23 protein-coding genes and 1 tRNA gene are annotated in these 24,496 nt (G+C 69.9%); 14 read left to right on the forward strand and 10 right to left on the reverse strand.

The genetic code is table 11. The features are described 5' to 3' along the window. Window positions 1–69: 69 nt before the first annotated feature. The gene (gene fabF, locus AABA78_RS20940; RefSeq protein WP_338264999.1) at window positions 70–1,320 is read right to left on the reverse strand and encodes a beta-ketoacyl-ACP synthase II; all 1,251 of its coding nucleotides are present in this window, start codon (window positions 1,318–1,320) and stop codon (window positions 70–72) included. Between the two features lie 80 nt (window positions 1,321–1,400). Between fabF and AABA78_RS20945 the strand changes: the two genes are divergently transcribed. From AABA78_RS20945 to AABA78_RS20995, 11 genes are all read left to right on the forward strand, one after another. After that, window positions 1,401–1,925 (forward strand): PaaI family thioesterase, encoded by a 525-nt coding sequence (locus AABA78_RS20945; RefSeq protein WP_338265000.1) that lies wholly within the window; start codon window positions 1,401–1,403, stop codon window positions 1,923–1,925. 5 nt (window positions 1,926–1,930) lie between these two features. Beyond that, a complete protein-coding gene (locus tag AABA78_RS20950; RefSeq protein WP_338265002.1) occupies window positions 1,931–2,572 on the forward strand; it encodes a TetR/AcrR family transcriptional regulator in 642 nt (213 codons plus the stop codon). Between the two features lie 99 nt (window positions 2,573–2,671). Continuing rightward, window positions 2,672–4,093, forward strand: a complete 1,422-nt coding sequence (locus AABA78_RS20955; protein WP_338265003.1) for a M61 metallopeptidase family protein — start codon at window positions 2,672–2,674, stop codon at window positions 4,091–4,093. 94 nt (window positions 4,094–4,187) lie between these two features. Beyond that, on the forward strand, window positions 4,188–4,811 hold the full coding sequence (locus AABA78_RS20960) for a YceI family protein (protein ID WP_171415102.1): 624 nt from the start codon (window positions 4,188–4,190) through the stop codon (window positions 4,809–4,811). A gap of 51 nt (window positions 4,812–4,862) precedes the next feature. Continuing rightward, the gene (locus AABA78_RS20965) at window positions 4,863–5,147 is read left to right on the forward strand and encodes a hypothetical protein (protein ID WP_171415104.1); all 285 of its coding nucleotides are present in this window, start codon (window positions 4,863–4,865) and stop codon (window positions 5,145–5,147) included. A 129-nt stretch (window positions 5,148–5,276) separates the two neighbouring features. Further along, complete coding sequence (gene bufB, locus AABA78_RS20970) at window positions 5,277–6,125, forward strand: MNIO family bufferin maturase (protein ID WP_338265007.1); 849 nt, start codon at window positions 5,277–5,279, stop codon at window positions 6,123–6,125. Then, on the forward strand, window positions 6,122–6,850 hold the full coding sequence (locus AABA78_RS20975) for an HvfC/BufC N-terminal domain-containing protein (RefSeq protein WP_338265009.1): 729 nt from the start codon (window positions 6,122–6,124) through the stop codon (window positions 6,848–6,850). The genes bufB and AABA78_RS20975 overlap by 4 nt, the downstream gene beginning before the upstream one ends. A gap of 103 nt (window positions 6,851–6,953) precedes the next feature. Then, window positions 6,954–8,042 (forward strand): 3-phosphoserine/phosphohydroxythreonine transaminase, encoded by a 1,089-nt coding sequence (gene serC, locus AABA78_RS20980; protein WP_338265011.1) that lies wholly within the window; start codon window positions 6,954–6,956, stop codon window positions 8,040–8,042. 44 nt (window positions 8,043–8,086) lie between these two features. Next, entirely contained in the window at window positions 8,087–8,650 is a 564-nt protein-coding gene (locus AABA78_RS20985) for a chalcone isomerase family protein (RefSeq protein WP_338265013.1), read from the forward strand. Window positions 8,651–8,879: 229 nt separating this feature from the next. Further along, a complete protein-coding gene (locus tag AABA78_RS20990; RefSeq protein ID WP_338265015.1) occupies window positions 8,880–11,021 on the forward strand; it encodes a M13 family metallopeptidase in 2,142 nt (713 codons plus the stop codon). 30 nt (window positions 11,022–11,051) lie between these two features. Next, a complete protein-coding gene (locus tag AABA78_RS20995; protein ID WP_171420082.1) occupies window positions 11,052–11,300 on the forward strand; it encodes a GlsB/YeaQ/YmgE family stress response membrane protein in 249 nt (82 codons plus the stop codon). A gap of 19 nt (window positions 11,301–11,319) precedes the next feature. On the opposite strand, the gene AABA78_RS21000 is transcribed toward AABA78_RS20995, so the two are convergent. After that, window positions 11,320–12,354, reverse strand: coding sequence for a PA0069 family radical SAM protein (locus tag AABA78_RS21000; protein WP_338265019.1), 1,035 nt, complete (start codon window positions 12,352–12,354; stop codon window positions 11,320–11,322). An 87-nt stretch (window positions 12,355–12,441) separates the two neighbouring features. Here AABA78_RS21000 and AABA78_RS21005 point away from each other — a divergent pair, with 87 nt between their 5' ends. Next, complete coding sequence (locus tag AABA78_RS21005) at window positions 12,442–13,863, forward strand: hypothetical protein (protein WP_338265021.1); 1,422 nt, start codon at window positions 12,442–12,444, stop codon at window positions 13,861–13,863. Window positions 13,864–13,880: 17 nt separating this feature from the next. On the opposite strand, the gene AABA78_RS21010 is transcribed toward AABA78_RS21005, so the two are convergent. The 3 genes from AABA78_RS21010 to AABA78_RS21020 all read right to left on the reverse strand — a co-directional run bounded on the left by AABA78_RS21010 (window position 13,881) and on the right by AABA78_RS21020 (window position 17,180). Then, the gene (locus AABA78_RS21010; RefSeq protein WP_338265023.1) at window positions 13,881–14,993 is read right to left on the reverse strand and encodes a hypothetical protein; all 1,113 of its coding nucleotides are present in this window, start codon (window positions 14,991–14,993) and stop codon (window positions 13,881–13,883) included. 104 nt (window positions 14,994–15,097) lie between these two features. Further along, window positions 15,098–15,170: transfer RNA gene (locus AABA78_RS21015), tRNA-Gly, on the reverse strand. Window positions 15,171–15,233: 63 nt separating this feature from the next. Further along, on the reverse strand, window positions 15,234–17,180 hold the full coding sequence (locus AABA78_RS21020; protein ID WP_338265025.1) for an ABC transporter substrate-binding protein: 1,947 nt from the start codon (window positions 17,178–17,180) through the stop codon (window positions 15,234–15,236). Window positions 17,181–17,370: 190 nt separating this feature from the next. Here AABA78_RS21020 and AABA78_RS21025 point away from each other — a divergent pair, with 190 nt between their 5' ends. After that, on the forward strand, window positions 17,371–18,216 hold the full coding sequence (locus tag AABA78_RS21025; RefSeq protein ID WP_338265027.1) for a discoidin domain-containing protein: 846 nt from the start codon (window positions 17,371–17,373) through the stop codon (window positions 18,214–18,216). A gap of 36 nt (window positions 18,217–18,252) precedes the next feature. Here AABA78_RS21025 and AABA78_RS21030 read toward each other — a convergent pair whose 3' ends face one another. From AABA78_RS21030 to AABA78_RS21050, 5 genes are all read right to left on the reverse strand, one after another. Beyond that, a complete protein-coding gene (locus tag AABA78_RS21030; protein WP_120528646.1) occupies window positions 18,253–18,645 on the reverse strand; it encodes a zf-TFIIB domain-containing protein in 393 nt (130 codons plus the stop codon). 148 nt (window positions 18,646–18,793) lie between these two features. After that, window positions 18,794–20,065, reverse strand: a complete 1,272-nt coding sequence (gene murA / locus AABA78_RS21035) for a UDP-N-acetylglucosamine 1-carboxyvinyltransferase (RefSeq protein WP_338265031.1) — start codon at window positions 20,063–20,065, stop codon at window positions 18,794–18,796. Window positions 20,066–20,118: 53 nt separating this feature from the next. Next, on the reverse strand, window positions 20,119–20,985 hold the full coding sequence (gene prmC, locus AABA78_RS21040; protein WP_171420100.1) for a peptide chain release factor N(5)-glutamine methyltransferase: 867 nt from the start codon (window positions 20,983–20,985) through the stop codon (window positions 20,119–20,121). After that, complete coding sequence (gene prfA / locus AABA78_RS21045; protein WP_171420094.1) at window positions 20,979–22,070, reverse strand: peptide chain release factor 1; 1,092 nt, start codon at window positions 22,068–22,070, stop codon at window positions 20,979–20,981. The genes prmC and prfA overlap by 7 nt, the downstream gene beginning before the upstream one ends. Before the next feature lie 283 nt (window positions 22,071–22,353). After that, a complete protein-coding gene (locus AABA78_RS21050) occupies window positions 22,354–23,610 on the reverse strand; it encodes a CapA family protein (RefSeq protein ID WP_338265035.1) in 1,257 nt (418 codons plus the stop codon). Between the two features lie 61 nt (window positions 23,611–23,671). On the opposite strand from AABA78_RS21050, the gene AABA78_RS21055 reads away from it, so the two are divergent. Continuing rightward, complete coding sequence (locus AABA78_RS21055) at window positions 23,672–24,487, forward strand: tetratricopeptide repeat protein (RefSeq protein ID WP_120527942.1); 816 nt, start codon at window positions 23,672–23,674, stop codon at window positions 24,485–24,487. Window positions 24,488–24,496 lie beyond the last annotated feature (9 nt).

The raw sequence follows: 24,496 nt of genomic DNA on the forward strand, positions 1-24,496 counted from the left end.
CCTTGACTGACGCGGCGCGACAGGACTGGGGAAAAGTCAGTAAACGGGGGCCACAATATTTACAAAGGATCAACGCGCCTCCGGGGCCCGCTGGAAGACGAGGGCGACGTTGGTGCCGCCGAAGCCGAAGGAGTTGCTCATCACGGCGTCCACGCGCGTCTCGCGGGCGGTGTTGGGCACGCAGTCCAGCGGGATGCGCGGGTCCTGGTGCTCCAGGTTGATGGTGGGGGGCAGCACGCCGCGGGTGAGGGCGAGGATGCTGATGACGGCCTCGGCCGCGCCGGCCGCGCCGTTCATGTGGCCCGTCATCGACTTGGTCGAGGAGATGGCGAGCGTCTTCGCCGCGTCACCGAACACGTGGGCGATCCCCTCCATCTCCAGGAGGTCGCCGATGTCCGTCGAGGTGCCGTGGGCGTTGAGGTAGCCGATGTCCGCGGGGGCCAGTCGCGCGTCCTTGAGCGCGGCCCGCATCGCGCGCTGGGCGCCCTCGTGGGCGGGCGCGGGTGAGGTGACGTGGTAGGCGTCGGAGCTGGCGCCATAGCCCGTGAGCTCCGCGAGGATGCGGGCCCCCCGGGCGCGCGCGTGCTCGTACTCCTCCAGGATGAGGATGCCCGCGCCTTCGGCGAGCACGAAGCCGTCGCGGTCCTTGTCGAACGGGCGGCTCGCCGCATGGGGCGCGTCGTTGCGGGTGGACAGGGCCTTCATCGCGGCGAAGCCGCCCACGCCCAGCATGGAGATGGGGGCCTCCGCGCCGCCCGCCACCGCCACGTCGAACTCGCCGCGCTGGAGCCCGCGCAGTGCTTCGCCGATGGCGTGCGCGCTGGTGGAGCACGCGGAGTTGGTGGACCAGGACGGGCCCTTGATGCCGTGGCGCATGGAGATGTAGCCGGGCGCCATGTTGATGATCATCTGGAGGATGAAGAAGGAGCTGATGCGGTCCGGCCCCTTCTCCAGCGCCTTGCGGTGGGTCTCCTCCAGGCTGCTGATGCCGCCGATGCCGGAGCCGACGATGACCGCCACGCGGTCCGCGTTCTCCGGCGTGATGACCAGCCCCGCGTCCTCGATGGCCATGTCCGACGCGGCCACCGCGAACTGCGCGAAGCGGTCCATGCGCCGCACCTCGCGCCGCTCGATGTAGGCCTCCGGGTTGAAGCCCTTCACCTCACCGGCGAAGCGGCAGTCCAGGCCGCTGGCGTCGAACAGGGTGATGGGCCCCACGCCGCTCCTGCCGTTCACCAGCGCGTCCCAGCTTGGCTCCACGCCGATGCCACACGGGCTGATGAGCCCCATTCCCGTCACGACGACGCGCCGCTGTCCCATCGCGAACTCCTTGACCCCATTGATTGAACGGGATGGTATTATGACCATCCTTCCATGAGTTCAAGCCCGAGGGAGTCCTGATGAGCGAGCAGCCCGTGAACCCGCGCACGCGGACGGTGACGTGGAGGGACCCCCGAGAGGGCGCCTCCGCGGCGAAGACGCTGTCGGGCCTGGAGTACCTGCGCGCCATCCAGCGCGGGGAGCTGCCGGGGCCGCCCATCGCGGAGCTGATGGGCTTCTCTCCGGTGGAGGTGGAGGAGGGCCGGGTGGTGTTCGCGGTGAAGCCGGGCGAGCACCACTACAACCCCATCGGCATGGTGCACGGCGGCCTGGCCGCGACGCTGATGGACTCCGCGATGGGGTGCGCCATCCACACGATGCTGCCGGTGGGCGCGGGCTACACGACGCTGGAGCTGCACGTGAACTACGTGAAGGGCATCGCGCACGACACGGGGCAGCTGTTGTGCAGGGGCGAGGTCATCCACCTGGGCGGCCGCGTGGCGACGGCGCAGGGGCGGTTGGTGGATGAGAAGGGCACCCTCTACGCGCACGGCACCACGACGTGCATGGTGTTCCGGCCGCCGGGCTCGGGCGGCAAGGAGTAGGCGCCATGCGCTACACCGCTGAGCACAAGCAGGCCACGCACGCGCGCATCCTCGCGGCGGCGGAGAAGCTGTTCCGCGCGGAGGGCTTCAGCGGTGCGAGCGTGGAGCGGGTGATGCGGGCCGCGGGCCTGACGGTGGGCGGCTTCTACGCCCACTTCGCCTCCAAGGAGGCGCTGCTCGCGGAGTCGCTGCGCGCCTTCATGACGGCGAACAGGACGCGCTGGCTCTCGGGGCTGCGGACGTCGCGAGGCCCGGAGTTCCTGGAGCGCTTCGCGCGGCGCTACCTGGACCAGTACAACCGGGCCACGGGGGATACGGCCTGCATGATGCCGTCGCTCCTGTCGGACCTGACGCGCGCGACGCCGGAGGTGCAGGCCGCGTTCGGACAGGGACTGGAGGACCTGGTGGGCGAGGCCCAGGCGCAGCTCCCCGCGCGCGAGGGCGCGACGCCCCGGCAGCAGATGCTGGCGACGGTGGCGCTGTGCTTCGGCGCGATGACGCTCGCGCGGGCCACCGCGTCCCAGCCGCTGGCGGGAGAGATCCTCGACGCGGCGCGCGCGCTGCTGCTCGCGGGGGCTCCCGTGGACGAGGGGGCGGCGGCACCCCGCGTGCCCCGGGCCCGCTCCGCACGGAAGAAGCCCCACTGAGCAGTCGTCCGCGTGCGTCGACACTCCGGACTGGACGAACGGGGTTCGCCGTGGAGTCCTTCACGCGGATGACGAACCGTGGGGGCAAGGGTGGACGCAATGAAGACGCGGGTGGCGCGCGCATGGCTCCTCTGCCTCGCACTCACGCTGAGCGCATGTGCCACCGTGCCTCTCGCGCCTCCCAGGAAGGACGCCGCGCCCCTGCGCTACAACATCGCGTACACGCATGACCCCACGCCGCGCCTGGACGTGGAGGTCTTCCTGCCGCGGAAATTTCCGCGCGAATTCCTCTTCCGGCAGCCAGGGCGCGTGGAGTCGCTGACGGCGGTGGACGAGGCCGGCACCCGGTTCGAACTCTTCCCCAGCAACGGAGTGCTGCAGGTGCCGGAGGGGGCGCGTGTCCTCCGCTACCGCTACCCGCTGGCCGCCTCGGTTCAGCAGGGTGGCCGGCACCTGTTCGGCGGCATGGGCGAAGGGGACGCGTGGCACGTGGCCGGCAAGGCCTACCTGCTGACCCCCAGCAGCGTGACGCCTGGCCTGCGCGTGGACCTCACCGTGTCCGGCACGGAGCCCCTCCTTCCCTGGAAGCCCGACGCCAGCGGCGTCTACCACCTGCGCGGCGAGGACCTCATCGACGCGGGCTTCCATGCCTTCGGCGGCAGGCGCTGCGAGGCGCACGTCGGCGCCTCCGTGCTGGAGGTCGCGCTGCTGGGCCGCTTCACGCACCTCTCCGACGCGGAAATCTGCGCGTGGCTCGAACAGGCCGGACGCGAGGTGGTCACCGTGCGCAAGCGCTTCCCGTACCCGCGCGTCACCGTGCGCATCGTGCCCGTGCCCGGCGAGGACACGCCCGGGGTCTTCGGCATGGTCCAGTGGAGCTCGCCGCCCAGCATCTCCATCCTCGTGGGCCAGGACGCCACCGCCGCGTCCTTCGCCAGGGACTGGGTCGCCATCCACGAGATGCTGCACCTCACGCACCCGACGCTGCTGCCCCGGGTGGCGTGGCTCACCGAGGGCCTGGCCACCTACTACACGGAGCTCGCCCGCGCCCGCTCCGGACGCCAGACGGCCCGGCAGGCCTGGCAGGAGCTGACGAAGGGCTTCGCGCGCGGCCAGGCCGCCGCGGGCTCACGCACCATGAAGGAGGTCGTGGCGCAGGAGCACAACTTCCAGGGCCTCTACTGGTCCGGGGCCTTCTTCGCGCTCCACCTGGACGTGGAGCTGCGGCGCGTGACGCACGGCCGCGCCCGCCTGGAGGACGTGCTGGAGCTGCTCGCCACGCGCGGGCCCACGTCGTCGCTGGAGAGCTTCGGTGCCGCCGTGGACACGGTCGCCGGTCAGCCCCTCTTCGATGCGCTGCTCGCCCGTCACCTGCCGGTGCCCGCGTTCTCGGAGCTGGGGCCCCTCTTGGAAACGCTGGGCGTCCGAATTGACCCGGGTGGCGTCAAGCTCCATGCTGCGCCGGACAGTGGGTTGCGTGAGGCCATGGACGGTGGGCGGACTCCGGATGACGCGGGGTGAACACCCGGAAAAGTGAAGGGGCTGTAACCGGCTTCCGGATGTCGCGTATCGCATGCATCCGCGAGGTTCGCGGCTTCCGTAGATGAGGTCCGCCATGTTCCGCAGCGTCCTGATGCTCGCCGCCGTCCTGTCGCTGTCCGCGTCCGCCGCCGAGCCGGCGCCTTCCGACAAGCGCTTCGTCTTCAATGATCCGAACAGCCGCGACACGGTGATGTTCGTGCTGGACGCGCCGCTGGAGGTCATCAACGGCCTGTCCAACAAGGTGACGGGCCGCGTGGAGGTGAAGGGGCAGAAGGCCAGCGGCCGGTTCCAGGTGCCGGTCAGCTCCATCAAGACGGGCAACGAGACGCGCGACGGCCACCTGCAGAACGACCGCTGGCTGGACGCGGCGAAGTTCCCGGACATCGTCTTCGAGTTCAAGGACGTGGCCCTGCCCGCGCCGCTCGCCAACGCGAAGCCCGTGGTGCTGAAGACGAAGGGCACCTTCACGATTCACGGCGTCACGCGCGAGGAGCCCGTGGAGGTGACGGCCACGTACCTCCAGGAGACGGCCGAGACGAAGAACCGCGCCGCCGGCGAGCTGTTGCGCGTGCGCGCGAAGTTCCAGATTCCCCTGGAGGCCTACGGCATCAAGCGCACCGAGGCGCTGGTGCTGAAGGTGGGCGAGCGGGCCGACGTCACCGTCGACGCCTGGGGCTCCACGCAGTTCAAGCCGTAGTCCTCTGTTCCCCGTAGTCACACCCCCACGCGGTACGAAAGGAAGCAACACATGAACGTCAAGGCTCTTGCGGCGGTCGTCGGCACCCTGTCCCTCAGCGCGCTGGCCACCGGCTGTGCGTCCAACAAGGCCTCCGAGGGCACCATGCACTCCGCGTCGTCGGAGAAGGCCGCCGAGGCCAACTGCAGCAACGCGAAGGCGACCGACGCGAAGGGCGCCGAGGGCAGCTGCAGCAACAAGCCCGCCGCCGCCCCCGCCGCGACCCCGGAGAAGGGCGCCGAGGGCAGCTGTGGCGCCGGCTCCTGCGGCTCCGGCTCCTGCAGCGGCAAGAAGTAGTCGTTCCCCGGGAGAGGGCCTGCGTGTCAGGTCTCCTCCCAGGCTCGCGGGCGGCGGGAAGGGTTCTTCCTGCCGCCCGTGTTGTTTCCACCCTCGCCTCCGCAGTTCCGTTCCCCGAAGGAGCGCCGCATGCCGTCCCCCCGCTATGCAGACCGCCATGGGTTGAAGCCGCTGGGGGCGGGCATCGGGCTGCGCCGAGACTTCTACGAAGCCTTGCCGCGCACGCCGCGCGCGCTGGACTGGGTGGAGATCATCCCGGAGAACTTCCTCACGCTGGGCGGCCGCTCCCAGCGCGCCCTGGACGCGTGCCGCGAGCGCTGGACGCTGCTGCCGCACGGGGTGGGGCTCAACATCGGCGGGCCGGACGCGCTGGATGACGACTACGTCACCCGCCTGGCCGCGCTGGTGAAGCGCCTGGACGCGCCGTTCTTCTCAGACCACCTGTGCTACTCGCGCCTGGGCGGCGTGCACCTGCATGACCTGTTGCCGCTGCCGTTCACGGAGGCCGCGGTGGAGCACGTGGTGCCGCGCGTGCGCGAGGTGATGTCTCGCGTGGAGCGCCCCTTCCTCCTGGAGAACCCCAGCTACTACGCCGCCATGCCGGGCGGCACGCTGGGGGAGGCGGACTTCCTGCGCCAGGTGGTGGAGGCCGCGGACTGCGGCCTGCTGCTGGACGTGAACAACGTCTGGGTCAACGCGAGGAACCACGGCTACGACCCGCGCGCCTTCGTGGACGCGCTGCCCCTGGAGCGCGTGGTGCAGGTGCACCTGGCCGGCCACGACGTGGGGGAGACCGTCCTCATCGACACGCACGGCGACCGCGTCTGCGACGACGTGTGGGCGCTGTACCGCTACACCCTGGAGCGCACCGGCCCCGTGTCCACGCTGATTGAATGGGACCAGGCCATCCCGTCCCTGGACGCCGTGCTGGACGAGGCGGACCTGGCGCGCGGCGTGCTCGCGGAGGGTGCGCGATGAAACAGTCGCTGCGCCACTTCTTCGACAGCATGGATGCGTACCTCGCGGGCCCGCCGGGCGCGGAGGGCCTGCTCAAGCTGTCCGCGTCGCACCCCGGCTGGGACGTGGATCCGGAGCGCATGGCCCTCTATGGCCAGTTCGTGCGCGGCCACGTGCGCTCCACGCTGGAGAAGCTCTTCCCGCTGACGCGCAAGGCGGTGACGCCGGAGGCGTGGGACGCGCTGGTGGAGGGCTACACCCGCACGCGCCCCGCGCGGCACTACGAGCTCAACCGCCTGGGCGAGGGCTTCGCGCCCTTCGTCGCGGACGCCGCCGCCGCGAAGGGCCTGCCCCCGTTCCTGCCCCCGCTGGCGCGCTTCGAGTGGGCGGACTTCGCGGTGTTCGCCTCCGAGGAGGTCATCCCGGAGCCGGTGGAGCGGCTGACGCCCAACCCCACGCTCGCGGTGCTGGAGCAGCCCTACCAGCTCTGCGCGTTCGTGCGGGCCCGGGGCGCGGACGGCGCTCCCCTGGAAGGGGAGGAGCTGGCGCTGCTCTGGCGCCACCCGGAGCGGCTGGTGACCTTCTACATGGAGGCCACGCCGCCCGCGCTGCTGGTGCTCAAGATGGCGGTGGAGGGCCTGTCCGAAGAGGCCGTCGCCCAGGCCACCGGCATGGCGGCCCCGGACGTCCACGCGCAGGTGGTGCGCTTCGCGAGGGACGGGCTGGTGCTGCGCCCGGCGGAGTGACTTCCGTCAGGAGGCAGGCGGTCATGACGCTTCGCGCTGGCCTCCAGGGGCCGGTCGGGGGGAAGAATGGGGGGACGTCGTTTCCCACCGTGAGGTCCCCGTCATGCGCGTCATCAACTTCAACGCCGGCCCCGCCGGTCTGCCCCTGCCGGCCCTCGAGCAGGCCCGGGATGAGCTGCTCGACTTCCATGGCACGGGCATGTCCGTCATGGAGCACAGCCACCGGGGCAAGGACTACGAGGGCGTCCACGACGAGGCCGTCGCGCTCCTGACGGAGCTGCTGGGCATCCCCGCCACGCACCAGGTGCTGTTCCTCACCGGCGGCGCGTCCCAGCAGTTCGCGCAGGTGCCCATGAACTTCCTCACCCAGGGCGCCTCCGCCGACTACCTGATGACCGGGGTCTGGAGCGAGAAGGCCTTCGACGAGGCGAAGTACTTCGGCTCGCCGCGCGTCGCGGCCACCACCGTGCTGCCGGACAAGCGCTACCTGCGCGTGCCCAAGCAGGGAGAGCTCCAGCTCGACCCCCAGGCCGCCTATGTGCACCTGACGAGCAACAACACCATCTTCGGCTCGCAATGGCACACCTTCCCGGACGTGGGCCGCGTGCCGCTGGTGGCGGACATGAGCTCGGACTTCCTCTGGAAGCCCACGGACGTGAGCCGCTTCGCGCTCATCTACGCGGGCGCGCAGAAGAACCTGGGCCCCTCCGGCGTCACGCTCATCATCGCCGCGAAGGACTTCATCGCGAAGGGGCGCAAGGACATCCCCAAGTACTTCCGCTACGCGACGCACGCGGAGAACAACTCGCTCTACAACACGCCCCCCACGCTGGCCATCTACCTGGTGCGCAACGTGCTCCAGTGGGCCAAGGGGCTGGGCGGCCTCCCCGCGCTGGAGCAGCGCAACCGCGAGAAGGCGGACACGCTGTACGGCGCCATCGACCGCAACGCGGGCTTCTACCGGGCCCCGGTGGAGCGCGAGTCCCGTTCAGTGATGAACGTCGTCTTCCACCTCCCCACAGAGGAGCTGGATGCGGCCTTTGTCGCGGAGGCGAAGAAGGCCCACATGGTGGGGCTCAAGGGCCACCGCACGGCGGGCGGCATCCGCGTGTCGATGTACAACGCGGTTTCGCCGCAGGACGTCAAGACGCTGACGTCCTTCATGGATCATTTCGTGAAGACGCACGGCTAGGCTTGCGTCCAACATCGCGCAGAAACCACCCGGAGGGTTTTTCCATGAAGAAGACGCTGACCGCCGTGCTGCTGTCGCTGACCCTCGCCGCGCCTGTCATGGCCAAGGACATCGCCGGCGTGAAGTACCCCGACACCGCCACCGTCAACGGCAAGGAGCTGAAGCTCAACGGCGTCGGCCTGCGCAAGAAGGCCATCTTCAAGGTCTACACGGTGGGCCTCTACGTGGAGACCCCCACGCAGGACGCCACCGCGCTGCTCAACGCGGATGAGATCAAGCGCGTGCGCATGTTCATGAAGCGCGACCTCAAGAAGGAGCAGATCACCGAGGCCATCGAGAACGGCTTCAAGAAGAACGCCGGCGCGAACCTGCCCAAGCTCCAGGACCGGTTGAACGCCTTCAAGAACGCCATCCCCGCGGAGGTGAAGGAGGGCCAGGAACTCATCCTCACCTACGTCCCCGGCAAGGGCACCAACGTGCACACGAGCGACGGCAAGTCCATTGACGTGGAGGGCAAGGACTTCGCGGACGCGCTCTTCTCCGTGTGGCTGGGCAAGGACCCCGTGGACGACGGCCTCAAGGACGGGATGCTCGGCAAGGAAGACTGACGCACCGCCTCCGCTGTAAGCCTTCACGCGCGCCCCGGGCGTGTCCCTTCTTCACACGGAGGGGCGCTCCCCGGGGCGTCGCTGTTTCGGGAGGACGCCATTGCTTCAATGGTGGACAGCGCGCGGCGCCCCTGTCACACGCCGGTGAGTTGACGCTGGAATGCCCTGTCGCATCCGGCGTTGATGCGCGCCGAATCGCATCCCACCCCTGTCCGTGCTGGAGAACGCTGTGAAGCGACTGGCCCTGTTCGCCGCCACCTGTGTCCTTGGCGCCGCCTGCAAGACGGCGGAGCCCACCCCCGAGCCGTCCCAGGCCTCCACCCCGGCCCCCGTGGCCACCGCCGCACCGTCCACGCCCGCCCCCGCGCCGGAGGCCTCCAACGTGCCCATGGCCGAGCGCCCCATGCCCCCGGGCCTGGACGCTGCGGTGATGGACCCTTCCGCGAACCCCTGTGACGACTTCTACGCCTACGCCTGTGGCGGCTGGCTGAAGACCACGGAGATCCCCGCCGAGCGCGCGCGCTGGAGCCGCGGCTTCGAGACGGTGGCCGAGCGCAACCAGACCGTGCTGCGCGACATCCTCACCAAGGCCGCGGAGGGGCAGGGCGAGGGCACCCCGGAGGAGAAGAAGCTGGGGGACTACTACGGCGCCTGCATGGACGAGGCGAAGCTGGAGCAGTCGCTGCCCACGCTGCGCACCTACCTGGCGAAGCTCAACGGCCTGAAGAGCCCGCAGGCGGTGGCGCAGGCGGTGGCGTGGCTGCACGCGCGCAACGTGAACGCGCTGTTCCGGGTGACGTCGGATCAGGACCAGAAGGACGCCACGCAGGTCATCGCCGTGGTGGACGCGGGCGGCCTGGGCCTGCCGGACCGCGACTACTACCTCAAGCCGGACGTGAAGATGCGCGAGGCGCGCGCCGCCTACCAGGCGCACGTGCAGAAGGTGTTCGAGCTCTTGGGGGACGCGCCCTTCGTCGCCAGCCGCAAGGCCACGGGCATCGTCGCCATCGAGACGCGCCTGGCCAACGCGCGGCTGCCCAAGGACGAGACGCGCGAGCCGGAGAAGGTCTACCACCGCCTGGAGCGCCAGGGCCTGAAGCAGCTGGCCCCCGCCTTCCAGTGGGACACGTACTTCGCGGAGGTGGGGCTGCCCGCCGGTGAAGCGCTCAACGTGACGCAGCCGAAGTTCTTCTCGGAGGTGTCCGGGCTGGTGCGTCAGCAGCGGCCCTCCGACATGGGGCCGTACCTCTCCTACCACCTGGTGAAGCACTCGCAGAACGCGCTGCCCAAGGCACTGCGCGACGAGTTCTTCCGCTTCGAGTCCACGGTGCTCACCGGCGCGAAGGCGGACCTGGCGCGCTGGAAGAAGTGCGTGGAGGCCACCGACGACGCGCTGCCGCACGCGCTGGCCAAGCCCTTCATCGCGCGCACCTTCGGCGCGGACGGCAAGGCCACCACGCTGGACATGGTCCAGCAGATTGAGCAGTCCTTCGAGCGCAACCTGGACACGCTCTCCTGGATGGACGCGCAGACGAAGGCCCAGGCGCTGGTGAAGGTGAAGAAGATCACCAACAAGATCGGCTACCCGGACCAGTGGCGCAGCTACGACGGGCTGACCGTGAAGCGCGACTCGTTCCTGGACAACCTGCTGGCGGCGGACGCGTTCGAGCAGGCGCGCCAGTTGCGCAAGGTGGGCCAGCCGGTGGACCGGCAGGAGTGGTTCATGTCGCCGCCCACGGTGAACGCCTACTACAACGCGGCCACCAACGAGATCGTCTTCCCGGCGGGCATCCTCCAGCCGCCGTTCTTCGGGCGGGACGCGTCCGCGGCGGTGAACTTCGGCGCCATGGGCATGGTGGTGGGCCACGAAATCACCCACGGCTTCGACGACGAGGGCCGCCAGTTCGACGCGGACGGCAACCTGCGCACGTGGTGGACCCCGGCGTCGGACAAGGCCTTCCGCGAGCGCGTGTCGTGCGTGAAGAACCAGTACGACCAGTACACGGCCGTGGACGACGTGAAGGTGAACGGCAAGCTCACCCTGGGGGAGAACGTCGCGGACCTGGGCGGGCTCAAGCTGGCGTACGCGGCCATGGAGGCGTACCTGGCGAAGCACCCGGACCAGGCGGCGAAGGCGAATTCGTACCGGTTCACCCCGGGGCAGCAGTTCTTCCTCGCGCACGCGCAATCGTGGTGCTCGAAGATTCGTAATGAGGCTGCGCGGCAGCGGGCGCTGACGGATTCGCACTCGCCGGCGTTCCTGCGCGTGATGGGGCCGGACGTGAACCTGCCGCAGTTCCAGCAGGCCTTCTCCTGCCCCGCGGGGGCGAAGATGGTGGCCCCGGCTGCGAACCGCTGTGAGGTCTGGTAGGCCTTCGGGCACTACCTGGAGGAGGACGTCATGGGAATCTGCTCGTGGCTGGTGTTGGGCGGTATCGCGGGCTGGCTGGCCAGCATCATCAAGGGCACCAACGCCCGGATGGGGATGTTCGCCAACATCGTCGCCGGCATCGTCGGCGCGATGGTGGGCGGCTGGGTGTTCAGCTTCTTCGGCGGCAGCGGCGTGACGGGCTTCAACCTGTACTCGCTGCTGGTGGCCACGGTGGGCGCCGTCATCCTGCTGTCGCTGCTACAGATCATCCGCAAATAGGGCCCTCCCGCGTCGCTGCCTAGAAGAGCGACAGCTGGGGGGAGTTGGAGGGCCGCGCGGGGCGCCGGAAGGTGTCCGGCGCGGCCTCCGTGACGGAGGAGGCGCGCATGCCCACCTTACGCGCCGCCGTCGCGAAGAGCTGGTGGATGGTCTGCGCGTAGAGCCCTTCGCCGCGCATGCGGTGCTTGAAGCGGCTGTCGGTGAGCTCCCCGCCGCGCGTCTCTCGGATGCGGTGCAGCACCCGCTCCGCTCTCAGGGGCAGCTTCGCGCGCAGGCGCTCCTCGAACACGGCTTGCACGGGGCCGGGCAGCCGCAGGAGCGTGTAGTGCGCGCGCGTGGCGCCGGCCTCGCGAGCGGAGGCGAGCACCCGCGCGATGTCCTCGTCGTTGAGGCCGGGGATGATGGGGGCCACGGACACGGCCACGTCGATGCCGGCCTCCGTGAGCTTGCGGATGGTGGCCAGGCGCCGCTTCGGCGTGGCGACGAGCGGCTCCATGGCGCGCGCCAGCTCCTCGTTGTGGAAGGGGAGGCTGATGCTGACGAAGAGCCGCGTCTCGGCCGCGAGCCGCTGGAGCACGTCCAGGTCGCGTTCAATCAGCACACCCTTGGTGACGATGCCCACGGGGTTGCGGTACTCGGCGCAGACCTCCAGGCACTGGCGGGTGAGCCGAAGCGAGGCTTCCAGCGGCTGGTAGCAGTCGGTGACGCCGCTGAAGACGACCGTCTCGCCCTTCCACGACGGACGGTCGAAGGCCTCGCGCAAGAGCTCCGGGGCGTTGGGTTTGACGACGAGGCGGGTCTCGAAGTCGGTGCCAGCGCCGAAGTCCAGGTACTGGTGCGTGGGGCGCGCGTAGCAGTAGGCGCAGGCGTGGAGGCAGCCCCGGTACGGGTTGACGCTCCAGGAGAAGCACACGTCGGGGCTGTCGTTGCTCGCGATGATGGAGCGGCTGTGGTCCTCCCAGACTTCCAGGCGCGCGGGGGGAATCTCGTCCAGGTACTCCACCGCGGTGCTCGCCCAGGGGTTGGGCGGATTGTCGACAGGACGGGCCTTCACCGGACCAGGGTGATGCTGAAATTTCGTTCAGTCAAGACCTCCGCTTGTGCCTTTACAGCCTCGGGTCCGCGACCAAAGCTGGCTTGAATGGCGAACTACACGGTCAAGCTCTCCAAGGCGCCCAAGGGTCATGCGATTCCGCCGCTGCTCGCGGAGGTCGGCGCCTGGGTTGGCAAGCAGTCCCATGGAACGCTGGGCTGGTTCGATGCGCTCGAAGCCGAGCCCATTCCGAAGGAGTGGCTCCCCGAGGAGGCGGAGCGGCTTCGCCGTGACGCCTTCGCGTTCCTCCATCTCCCGGATGGTTCGCTGCTCGCGCTCGTGAACCCCGGGGCCGGCGCTCCGTGGGCGGTGGCGTTGCTCGGTTCGGAGGGCGAGGCGCGCACGGTCGCGAACAGCCTCGAGGAGTTCCTGATGCTGTGGTCCAAGGGCGAGACGGAACTCGACGACCTCGACGACGAAGAGGGGGCCTCCGAGCGGAAGGCGCTGGCCGCGTGGCTGAAGGCGAAGAAGGTCAAGGCTCCGAAGGCGAAGGACTTCGACTTCGCGGCCTGGCTGGACGGGGACGCCGTGCCCGCGTCCACGCAACTCGCGGCGGTCCACACGTTCAAGCCGACCGAGGTGATGAAGAAGCTCGGCCCGAAGACGCAGCGGCTGGCGTCGGTCCTCGGGCGGCGCGCGGACGACCCCGACGTCATTGCCTACGTGACCGAAGCGCTGGGCAAGAAGGTGCCCGCGTCCACGAGTGAGAACACTGATTCGGTGAACGTCGAGGCAGCGAAGCACGGCGTCGAAATCGTCTTCTCCCACGACATCCTGAACGACGCCTTCCCGCCCATCCCGAAGACCGCGAAGACGTTCATCCCCTACGTCGCCTCCGCGTGGGTGAGGTCGAAGACGGGCGAGGACGTCCTCGGCGTCCCGTGGAAGGTGAAGACGGAGGCGGAGATCGCAAAGCTGCTCGGCCCGCCCTCCGGCCGCCGCGCCAGCTTCATGGACGAGGACGCGCTCACCGTCACCTGGTGGGAGTTCGCGCTCGATACCGCGGGGCAGGTCTGGCTCGAGCTGGAGTTCGACGAGTCGCTCTCCGTCACCCTCGCCGTGAAGGGCGCAGGCGAGCTCGAGCGGCATCCCGACCTCACGACCGGACTCTTCATCGGCTATGCCGCGACGCGGGGACTGCTCGACGGCTCGCGCTTCCCGGCGCACCGCGCGTTGCTCGAGGCGGTCGTGGCACGCAAGGCGAAGGGCTCGGAGTTCGTGAAGCAGGCGCTTCCGCGCGGCCTCTGGGACGACCATCTGCGCGATGCGCCGGGCCTCCGTCTGATGGCGTATCGGTGGTTCCACAACATGAACGGGCTGTGGATCACCACCGACCTCAAGAAGACGTTCGGAAAGCGCGCGGGAGCGTTCGGCCATGACGCGCCGAAGCTCGATGACGACACCTGGGACGCCGTCGACAAGGCGGCTCCGCTCCTCGACCAGCGCTTCGCGAAGTGGATCGCGAAGTAGCCGCGCGGTCTGAGAACTCAGAGCGTGGTGTTCGCACCGGTGCCAGGGACTCCGGGCCCCGCGGGCAAGGGCAGTCGCTCCGGCGCCAGGTGGTGGCGCTGTTTGAAGTGCTGCCATTGCTGGAGCAGGGGCAGGGCGTCCGTCGCATCGCCATGGGCGCGCAGCAGCGGATCCTGGGTCTGCTCGGACCGGGCCTCGGGCTTTTCTCCGTAGCGCTCGCGCAGCAGGTCGAACGCGCTGAGGGCCCAATACGGTGGGCGCTCCTCGGCGAGGACGGTCTCCAGGACACGTGCCGCCGTGTCATCCACGTCTGCGCTGATGTGACCGTGGAGCACCGTCAGCATCATGACCGACGTGCGGTCCAGGGACGGCGCGGTCACGAACGCGCGGGCCAGTTGCTCCCGATGCGCGGGGAACAGGTGCGGTGGGGCATGGCTCCTGGGGTCGTAGAACCAGAGGTCCGCATCGGACGCGGGCACCAAGCCGTACAAGCCATCCCACCGTGTCGCGGGATGCTCGGCCGCGAGCACCTGCCAGTCCGTGAGCGCTGCCTGCACTCCTGCCTCCCCGCGGCCCGCGGCTCGCGCCACGATGGCTTGCTCCTGCGTCACCCGGAAGCGGGTCACCGCTCGCCGGTAGGCCGCGAGTTCGTCATCGCTCTCCGGGTAGCGCGTCCCGTACGACAGCGCGACGGTCCGCCAGAGCCCACCTTCTCGCTTGAGGAACGCAATGACCGCCTGGCCGGGCTCGTAATGGGGAGGTGCCGGGCAGAGGTAGCTTCCGTTGAAGTACACCTTGAGCTGCTCGTCCGGGCGCGCCTGCCCGCGCCACACCTCGCGAACGCGCAGGTACGCGACCTCACTGTCATCCCACCGGTCGCGCTCCCGCTTCTCCTCGGGCGACTTCGGCGGAAGCAGGTCCATGACCTTCTCCACGTCCGCCCACACCACGAGCTCCGCCGTCTCCGTCAGCTCCCAGAGCGTCCACGGCGCGATGGGGAAGGCCTCCGCGCGGGGGAGGGGGAGGAGCACCCCGGCCAGCACCAGCGTCAGGAGCAGCCCGGCCCACGGACGAGGGCGGGCGATGCGACGACGTGTGCCACGGCGGGACCACGCTTCTGCCTCACGCATGGGGCTCCTCTCGCTTGACCCGGAGAGTCTTCCAGAATCGCAGGGCCCCGGAAACACGAAGGCCGCTGGTTCCGGGAAGGAACCAGCGGCCTGTGTCTCTTCAGAGCGGCGGAAGGGATTCGAACCCTCGACCCCGAGCTTGGGAAGCTCGTGCTCTACCAACTGAGCTACCACCGCGTGCGACGTGCGAAGCAGGGCCCAAAGTAGGGGCGGGGCCCTGCCTTGTCAATCAGAAGTCGGCTACTCCCCCTCCTCGACTGTCAGCTGGTAGGAGTCCTGAAAGTTCGCTTCGCGGTTCTTCGCGTCGCGGACTTCGAAGACGTAGACGCCGGGCTCGGCGCTGTAGCGGATGGTCTCCGGCTGGTCACCCTTCGCGCGGTCGGACGTCTGCACCAGCGTCAGCTTCCCGTCCGGCTGCAGCCGGTGCAGGTACAGCCCCACGTCCACCTTCAGGATGCCCAGCAGCGTCGCGGTGATGGCCGTGCGCACCGGCCGGTCGGACAGGTCCACCCGGTAGTAGTCCACGTCCTTCGCCGGGTACACCGTGCCTCGCACCGCCTTGCCCAGGGTCAGGTCCTGCGCGCGGTCGGACGTGTTGTTGGGCTCGCGCTCCTGGCTGCCGTCGTCCGGCACCGTCGTCACGCTGATGCGGTAGGGCTGGTCCGCGTTCTCGAAGTCCTTCACGAACTTGCCGTTCACCTTGCGGAACGACCCCTCCACCCGGAAGTAGCAGGTGCCGCTGCACGCGACGTTGTTGAGCCGCTCCGGCTCCTTCAGCGCCCCGTCGTTGGCCTTGAGCAGCACTGTCTCCTTCAGCCCGTCTCCCTGCGGCGGCTCCACCATCGACAGCGTCAGGTCCAACCGCTCCACGCCCGACAGCTCCACCTTCGCCAGCACCGGCTCGCGCGCCGTCAGCACGTAGTTGTCCACGTCCGACTTCGGCGACAGGAAGCCCTCGCGATAGCCCGCGCCCGTCAGCGGCGTGGCCTTGAGCAGCTCGTCGTTGGGCTCCAGCTCCGCGTGCGCCCCCGCCTCCTCCTGGGACACCGTCAGCGTGTACGGCACCTGCGCGTTGTAGGTGCGCCGCTGCGCCTTGCCCGTCCCCGTCCAGCCGCCCTTCACCACCACGTAGACCACCCGGTCCGTGGCCCTCACGCCGATGTTGCGCAGGGCGAGCGGCTCGCCCTCCTTGCCCTGCAGCGTGAACAGCGGCGCCTCCGCGGCGGACAGCACGGACACCTCCGGCCGCACGCCCTCCACGGCGGACAGCTCGATCTTCAGCGCCACCGAAGGCACCTCGGGCTCGGGCGGCGGACCCGCGTCCACCGCCTGGGCCGCCACCGCCCCGCCCAGCTCCCCGGGCGCCGTGGGCATCGCGTTCTCCGGCGGATGCGCGGGCGGCTCTCCACCCCCGAACGTGCCCTCCGGAGTGGGGGAGGGCGCCCCGTTGTCGTCGATGACCGGCGTCTCGTCCGGCACGGACGGCGGCGGAACGGCCGCGGGCGTTGAACCCGGGGCCGCGGGCGCCGTGCCCGGAGCGGGCGCGCCGCTGTCCTGGGCCGCTGGCACCTCCTCGGGCGTGCCGGGACCGGCCAGCTCCACCCGGTACCAGTCCTCATCCCCCGAGTGCCCCAGGAACGCCGTCACCGTCTGCCCCAGCGGCAGCGCGGCGGCGTCCACGGCGCGGTCGTTGGGCTCGCGCTCCTCGCCGTCGTTGGGCTGGCGGTACTTCACCTCCAGCGTGTACGCCCCGCCCATGCCCTTGCGCGCGGGCGACACCACCAGCCAGCGCTCCTGCTCGACGTAGAGGTTCGGAAGGCGCTCGCCCTTGCCCTCGCCCTCGCTGTTGACCCCCACCAGCCGGTTGCGGTCCTGGTCATAGACGTCCAGCTTCACGTCCCCGCCGGGCAGGCCCGTCACCGTCACGTCCGCGATGCGCGGGGTGCCGGGGGCCAGCCGGTACCAGTCTTCATCCAGCTTGTTGGGCTCCGCCGCCAGCCCTCCCGTCACCACGCTGTCGCGCGTGATGGCCAGCGCCTGGTCGGGCCGCTCGTTGGGCTCCTTCTCCGTGAGGGCGGAGGGGCCCGTCTCCACCGCGCCCGCGTCCGGCGCTTCCGCCGGCACGTCCTTCTTGCACGCGGCCACCCCCAGCAGCCCCAAGACACAGACCCAGCCCCAACGTCGCATCACGTCTTCCTCCTCGGTCGGTCCGCCTTGTCGGCCTGGGCGTGTCCGGGTGTCAAGCACCCCCAACCCCCGGCGGGCCGCTTTCATCCGCGCCCTCCGGACGTCGCCTGGAGAACGCCCTGTCCGGCCGTGACGGAAGGGACACACCCGGACTGGAGCCTCGGGGTAGGGACGATCCAAGATGCGCCCCATGCGACGCCTGTCCCTGGCCTCCCTGCTGCTCGTGTCCCCGTCCGTCCTCGCCGCCGTGCCCGCCGCGCCCGGCTATGCCCAGGCGGAGGCCTGGGCGGAGAAGGAGGCGCGCCCGGACCACTACGTGCCCCTCAACCTGCTGGACGGCCGGGACACCACCGCCTGGTGCGCGGAAGGGGAGAAGCCCGCCCACGTCTTCATCGGCTTCAAGGAGCCCGTCACCCTGGACGAGGTGCGCGTCTACACGGGCGACGGCACGTCCCGCGACGCCTTCAAGGCCAACGGCCGCGTGCGCAAGTTCACCCTCACCAGCGTGGACGCGTCCCGCAGCGTCACCGTGCAGGACAAGCGCGGCCTGCAGGCCGTGCCCCTGTCCCAGCCGCTCTTCGGCGCGCGCTTCGTCCTGGAGGTGGCCGACCGCTTCCCTGGCACCAAGGAGGACGCCCCGGTGTGCCTCACGGACGTCGTCCTCTACTCGGGCGGCAAGCCCCTCAACGGGCCCGCGCTCGCCACCCGCTACAAGTACGACGCGCGCGTGGCCCCGCTCGTGGGCACGTGGTTCGGCGGCCACGAGGGCGCGCCGGAGCGCTTCCTCTCCTTCTTCGTGGACGGCACCTGGCGCTTCTCCCTGGAGCCCCTGGAGACGCCCGAGCCCACCACCGTCGTCAGCGGCACCTACACCGTGTCCGGCAACCGGGTGACGCTGGACATCCCCAAGAAGGGCAAGGTGTCCGCCCGCTTCGAGCGCACCCCGGCCGGCGAGGGGCCGAAGGCGGCCGCCGCGCTGTCGCTGGACGGGACGCTCCCCGAGGAGTGGGGGAGCAGCTTCCGCAGCCAACCGTGAAGGCGCCCGGGCCGACGTGAGGGCCCGGGCCGTGGCCTAGATGGCGGCCTTGGCCTTCTGCTTGCCGCTGAAGGCGCGGAAGAACTCGATGATCTTCTTCTCCGCCGCGGCGGTGTCGGTCGCGTCAGCGAACTCCGACTCCAGGAAGATGCCCCCGCACGACTCGCAGGTGTCGAACTGCAGGGGGTGATGCCGGTCCCCGCCAACGTAGCGGACGAGGTCCACCTGGCAGTCGGGGCACTGGCCCGTCAGGGCGTCGGCGTCCATCTTGCCGCCCTGTCCCTCCAGGCCGGGAAGATTGTTGTGGAGGAGGATCCGGTTCAGATCCGCGACGTTGACCCACAAACCGCCACACTCTCTACATTCCCGCAACGTCTCGTGATCCCCTTCGAGATCAGTCATTTCGGCGTTGCAACCGGGGCAATTCATGGGGCGGCTCGTTCTCCTGAAGGGGGGAGCACTGGGTGCTCCCCGGTGAATGGAGAATGATAGGTCGCACAAAAATTGGGATGCAACCCGTGCCGCTGCTTCTGTTGGCAACGCGCCGTCTACCGGCCCCCTGGGCTCAGGCGGGCGCTCAGGCGCGCTCCTTCACGCGGCGGATGTCCGCTCCCAGGCCCCGCAGCTTGCGCTCCAGCCGCTCGTACCCGCGGTCCAGGTGGTAGACGCGGCTGACCTCGGTGTGGCCGTCGGCCCGCAGGCCAGCCAGGATGAGCGACGCGCTGGCGCGCAGGTCGGTGGCCATCACGGGCGCCCCGCTGAGCGCCTTCACGCCCTTCACCACCGCCGTGTGCCCCTGGATGGTGATGTCCGCGCCCAGCCGGTGCAGCTCCGGCACGTGCATGAAGCGGTTCTCGAAGATGTTCTCGGAGATGACGGACGTGCCGTGGCTCACCGTCATCAGCGCCATCAGCTGCGCCTGCATGTCCGTGGGGAAGCCCGGGTGCTCCGTGGTGGTGATGTTCACCGACTTGAGCGTCCTGGGTGCCTTGCAGCGGATGCCGCCGTCCTCCACCGTGAGGGTGCAGCCGGCCTCCCTCAGCTTGTCCAGGACCGCGTCCAGGTGCTCGGGCCGTGCGTGCTTCACCAGGACGTTGCCCCCGCTGATGGCCGCGGCCACCAGCAGCGTGCCCGCCTCGATGCGGTCCGGGAGGATGGCGTGCTCCACCGGGTTGAGAGCGTCCACGCCCTCGATGGTGATGACGGACGTGCCCGCCCCCTCCACCTTCGCGCCCATCTTGTTGAGCACGCGCGCCAGCTCCTCCACCTCCGGCTCGCGCGCGCAGTTCTCCATCACCGTGCGGCCCTTGGCGAGCACCGCCGCCATCATCACGTTCTCCGTGCCGGTGACGGTGATGACGTCGAAGTTCACCATGCCGCCCTTGAGCTGCTTCGCCCGGGCCTCCACGTAGCCTTCGGTCAGGTGGATGTCCGCGCCCAGCGCCTTCAGGCCCTTCAGGTGCTGGTCGATGGGCCGCGCGCCAATGGCGCACCCGCCCGGCATGGACACGCGCGCGCGGCCGAAGCGCGCGACGAGCGGCCCCAGCACCAGGACGCTGGCGCGCATGGTCTTCACCAGGTCGTAGGGGGCCTCCGGGGTGATGTCCCCCGCGATGCTGATCTCACAGGTGTCCGCCTTCCTGCCGGTGAGCCGCTCGGCCTCGCAGCCCATGGTGCGCAGCACCTCCAGCATCGTGGCCACGTCCGCCAGGTCGGGGACGTTGCGGAAGGTGGTGGTGCCGTCCGCCAGCAGCGCGGAGGCCAGGATGGGCAGCGCCGCGTTCTTCGCGCCGGAGACCTCCACCTCGCCGTGCAGCGCGGTGCCACCCTTCATGACGATCTTGTCCATGTCTCTCCCGTGCCTTCTTGCGGTGCTGCTGCGGGGCCGCACGCCCGTGGCCTTCAGGCCGCGGGCTGTGTCCCGAACGCCATGCGTTCACGCCGCTCCAGGTCCTTCTCCACGCGCGCGTCCACGTACCCCGCGGCGCGCAGGAGCTCCAGGACGGCGCTGCCCTGGGTCTCGCCCATCTCCAATGCAAGCAGGCCGCCAGGCTCCAGCACCCGCCGGGCGCCCTGAATCACGCGCCGGAGCGCGGTGAGCCCGTCCGGCCCGCCGTCCAGCGCCAGCCGGGGCTCGCGCCGCACCTCGGCGGACAGCCCGGCGATGTCGCCCGAGTCGATGTACGGCGGGTTCGACACCACCACCCTGAACGTCTCGCCCGGGGGGAGGGGAGCGAAGAGGTCGCCCTCCAGCACGCTCACGCGCTCGGCCACGCCCAGGGCCTGCGCGTTCTCACGGGCCAGCGCGCACGCGTCCTTCGACAGGTCCGTGGCCAGCACCGTCGCCTGGGGCCGCTCCGCCGCCACGCTGATGGCGATGCAGCCGGAGCCCGTGCACACGTCCAGCACGCGGCTGGGAGCGTCCTTCGGCACCGAGTGCAGCACCGCCTCCACCAGCAGCTCCGTCTCCGGCCGGGGGATGAGCACGCGCGCGTCCACCTTGAACGGGCGGTTGTAGAACTCCTTCGCGCCCGTCAGGTAGTTCGTGGGCTCGCCCGCCATCCTGCGCTCGATGAGCGCCTTGAAGGCGGCCAGCTCGTCTTTCGACAGCGGCCGGTCCAGGTCGACGTACAGGCGCACGCGGCCCGTCTTGAGCACGTGCGCGAGCAGGATCTCCGTCGTGAGCCGGGGCGCGTCCACCCCGCGCTTCTCGAAGTGCCCCGTCGTCCAGGTGAGGATCCGGCGGATGGTCCAGACGTCGCTCATGATTCGCTGGGGGGCCGCCCGCCGCCCGTCTGCGCCTTGAGGGCCTCCGCCTGGTAGTGCGTGCGGCAGGCCGTGATCACCTCGTCCACGTTGCCCACCATGATGGCCGGCAGGTTGTGCACGGTGAGGCCGATGCGGTGGTCGGTGAGCCGGTCCTGCGGGAAGTTGTACGTGCGGATCTTCTCGCTGCGGTCGCCCGTGCCCACCTGGCCGCGGCGCATGGAGTCGCGCTCGTTGCGGATGCGCTCCTGCTCCATGTCGTAGAGCTTCGCGCGCAGCATGCGCAGTGCCATGGCGCGGTTCTTCCCCTGGCTCTTCTCCTGCTGGCACTTCACCACGATGCCGGACGGCTTGTGGATGAGGCGCACCGCGGAGTCCGTGGTGTTGACGCTCTGGCCGCCGGCGCCCGTGGAGCGCATCACCTGCATCTCGATGTCCGCCGGGTTGATCTGCACGTCCACGTCCTCCGCCTCCGGCATCACCGACACGGTGATGGTGGAGGTGTGGATGCGGCCCTGCGTCTCCGTGGCCGGCACGCGCTGGACGCGGTGCACGCCGGACTCGTACTTCAGGTTGCTGAACACCGCGTCGCCGGACAGCGTCACCGTGGCGTCCTTCACGCCGCCGGCGTTGCCCGCGCTCATGTCCAGGATGTCCGCCTTCCAGCCCCGGCGGTCCGCGTAGCGCAGGTACATCTGCATGACCTCTTCGGCGAAGAGGGCCGCCTCGTCGCCGCCCGCGCCCGCGCGGATCTCCAGGATGACGTTCTTCTCGTCATTGGGGTCCTTGGGCAGCAGGAGGACTTTCAGCGACGACTCCAGCTCCTCGCGCTGCGCCTTCAGGCCGGGCAGGGCCTCCTTGGCGTAGGCCTTCTCGTCGGGGTCGGCGCTGGACAGCCACGCCTCCACCTCGTTGAGGTCCGCCAGCACCTTGCGGTAGCCGCGGAACGTCTCCACGAGCTTCTCCAGCGCGGCGCGCTCCTTGGACACCTTCTGGAGCTTCGCCGTGTCGGCGAGGATATCGGGGTTCGACAGGTCGGCCGTGAGCCGCTCGAAGCGGCGCTCGACCTCTTCCAATTTGTCAATCATGCGTGGTTCCCGGGGCGTCTTGCCCCTTTGGGCGCCCCGTGGCAAGGGCCCAGGGCGTCAAGGAAAACCTTGGCCGTGCGGGCAGTGGCATGTAAGAACGGCCCCCGTCGCCGCCCGGTGCGGCTCGAATCACGCTCAACACGGAGTCCTTCACATGGCCGCACAGAAGGGGAATCGTTCCAAGAAGAAGCTGAAGAACCGCGCCAAGACCCGGAAGGCGCAGCTGAAGCGCCGCCGCACGCGCTTCAAGCGCGGCCAGCGCAACAACAAGTAGTCCCGGAAGCTACTGCCCCCCTCTCACACTGGAGGAGGGGGGCGGTGGGCTCCCTGCTCCCCCCGCTTCCAACGCCGGGAGCATCCGCTCGAGCCCCTGTGTCCCCTGCGACGCGGTGCGCAGCAGCGTCATCACCCCTTCGGCCTCGGCACCCGTCACGGGCACCGGCTGGACGGGGAACTCGGGGTAGCGGTCGGTCCTGAGGGGCAGCACGTCACTGGAGAGGTAACCCGTGGAGTCGAAGCGCGCCCGCCACAGGACGCTGCGCTTGTCCCGGGGGTTCCAGTTCCCACCGAACACGAAGTTGCCCAGCGAGTAGACCACCGGCCTGCCCTGGTACAGCTCCATGGACTGGAGCACGTGCGGGTGGCTGCCCAGCACCCCCGCCGCGCCCGCGTCGATGGCCGCGTGAGCCAGGCGCACCTGGTACGGCTCCGGGGTGGTGTTGCCCTCGATGCCCCAGTGGAAGAAGGGCAGCACCAGGTCCGCCTGGGCCTTCGCCGCCGCGATGTCCTCGCGCAGCATCCGCTCCATCACCTCCACGTCGGAGAAGTGCCCGGCCACGCCCGGCGTGGTGTCCGTGGCGTAGACCTGGGGCGGCTCGATGTTGCGCGTGCCCAGGAAGAAGTAGCCCAGGAACGCGACCTTCAGGCCCCCCACGGTGACGACGGCCGGGCGGCGCGCCTCCGCCAGGTTGCGTCCCGCGCCGAAGAAGGGGATGCGCGCGGCCTCCAGCGACGTGAGCGTGTCCAGGAGCCCCTGCGCGCCGTAGTCCATCATGTGGTTGTTGGCCAGGCTCACCACGCCCACGCGCCCCGCGGTGAGCACGTTCACCAGCTCCGGCCGCGCGCGGAAGTTGAAGTTCTTGGGCAGCTTCTCCGTGCTGTCCGTGTACGGGCACTCCAGGTTCACGACGAACAGGTCGCCGGAGTCCACGATGGGCCGCACCTCGCGGAAGCCGTACGCGAACATCTCCTCGCGCGTCCGCCCCTTGGCCACCTGGTCGTCGAAGTACTCTTCGTAGTGGTGGCCCACCGTCACGTCGCCGCCCACCACCAGCGTCACCGGGCGGGCGGGGGCTGGAGCGGCCGCCTGAGGGGTGGGGTGTCCGGTTTCGGACCCGGGCGGAGGGGCTGACGGGGCCTCGCGCGGCGGGCCTTCCGTGGTGCCGGAGGGCTCCATTCCCGGGGGCGGGGCCGTGGGCGTCACGGGGCGGGGATGACAGGCGGAAAGCGACAGCAGGAGCAGCAGGGCGGCGTGGCGCATGGGCAAGGGGAAACTCTACCTTGCACGGGGAAACGCGCGACGCGTAGATTGCCGCGCGCTCATGGCCCGGGAAAAGGACAACATCGCTCTGTCCGACGAGCACAACACCCGCGGCATCGAGCTGGCGGACCGGGGCTGGCTGGACGAGGCCATCAAGGAGTTCAGGAAGGCCATCGACCTGGACCCCACGTCGGCGCACGCTCACGACAACCTGGCCACGGTCTACGCGGAGAAGAAGCAGTTCCGCGAGGCGCTGGCGGAGTACCTCACCGCGCTGAAGCTGGAGCCGGAGAGCGCCACCGCGCACTACAACCTGGCCTGCTTCCTCTCCACCCACGCCAGCGAGATGGCGGTGGAGGAGTACAAGGAAGCCATCGAGCTGGATCCGGAGTACCCGGACGCCCACCTCAACCTGGGCCTCACCTACGCGGACCAGGGGCGGGTGGAGGAGGCGATGCGCGAGCTGCACTCCGCCATCGAGCTGGATCCGCAGGACGCCTTCCCCCGGCATGAGCTGGCGGCGCTGATGATGGACGAGGGCGACTACCGCTCGTCCATCACCCAGCTGAAGGAAGTGGTGCGGCTGGAGCCGGACAACTTCGAGGCGCAGCTGGACCTGGGCATCTGCTACGCGCAGAAGGGCTTCTACGCGGAAGCGGAGCGCGCCTACGAGCGCGCCCGGGCGCTCAACGCGGAAGACCTCCTGCTCAACTACAACCTGGCGGCGCTGTACGCGCTGTGGGGCCGTCCGAAGGACGCCGTCCAGTACCTGCAGAAGGCGTTGGCGGCGGACCGGCAGAAGGTCCTGGGGTGGCTGTCCGCGGACCCCATGTTCGACGTGCTCAAGGGCGATCCGGACTTCGAAGCCCTCTTCTGAGGGAATCAC

It is taken from the genome of Corallococcus caeni, from assembly GCF_036245865.1.
Taxonomy (GTDB): Bacteria; Myxococcota; Myxococcia; order Myxococcales; family Myxococcaceae; genus Corallococcus; species Corallococcus caeni.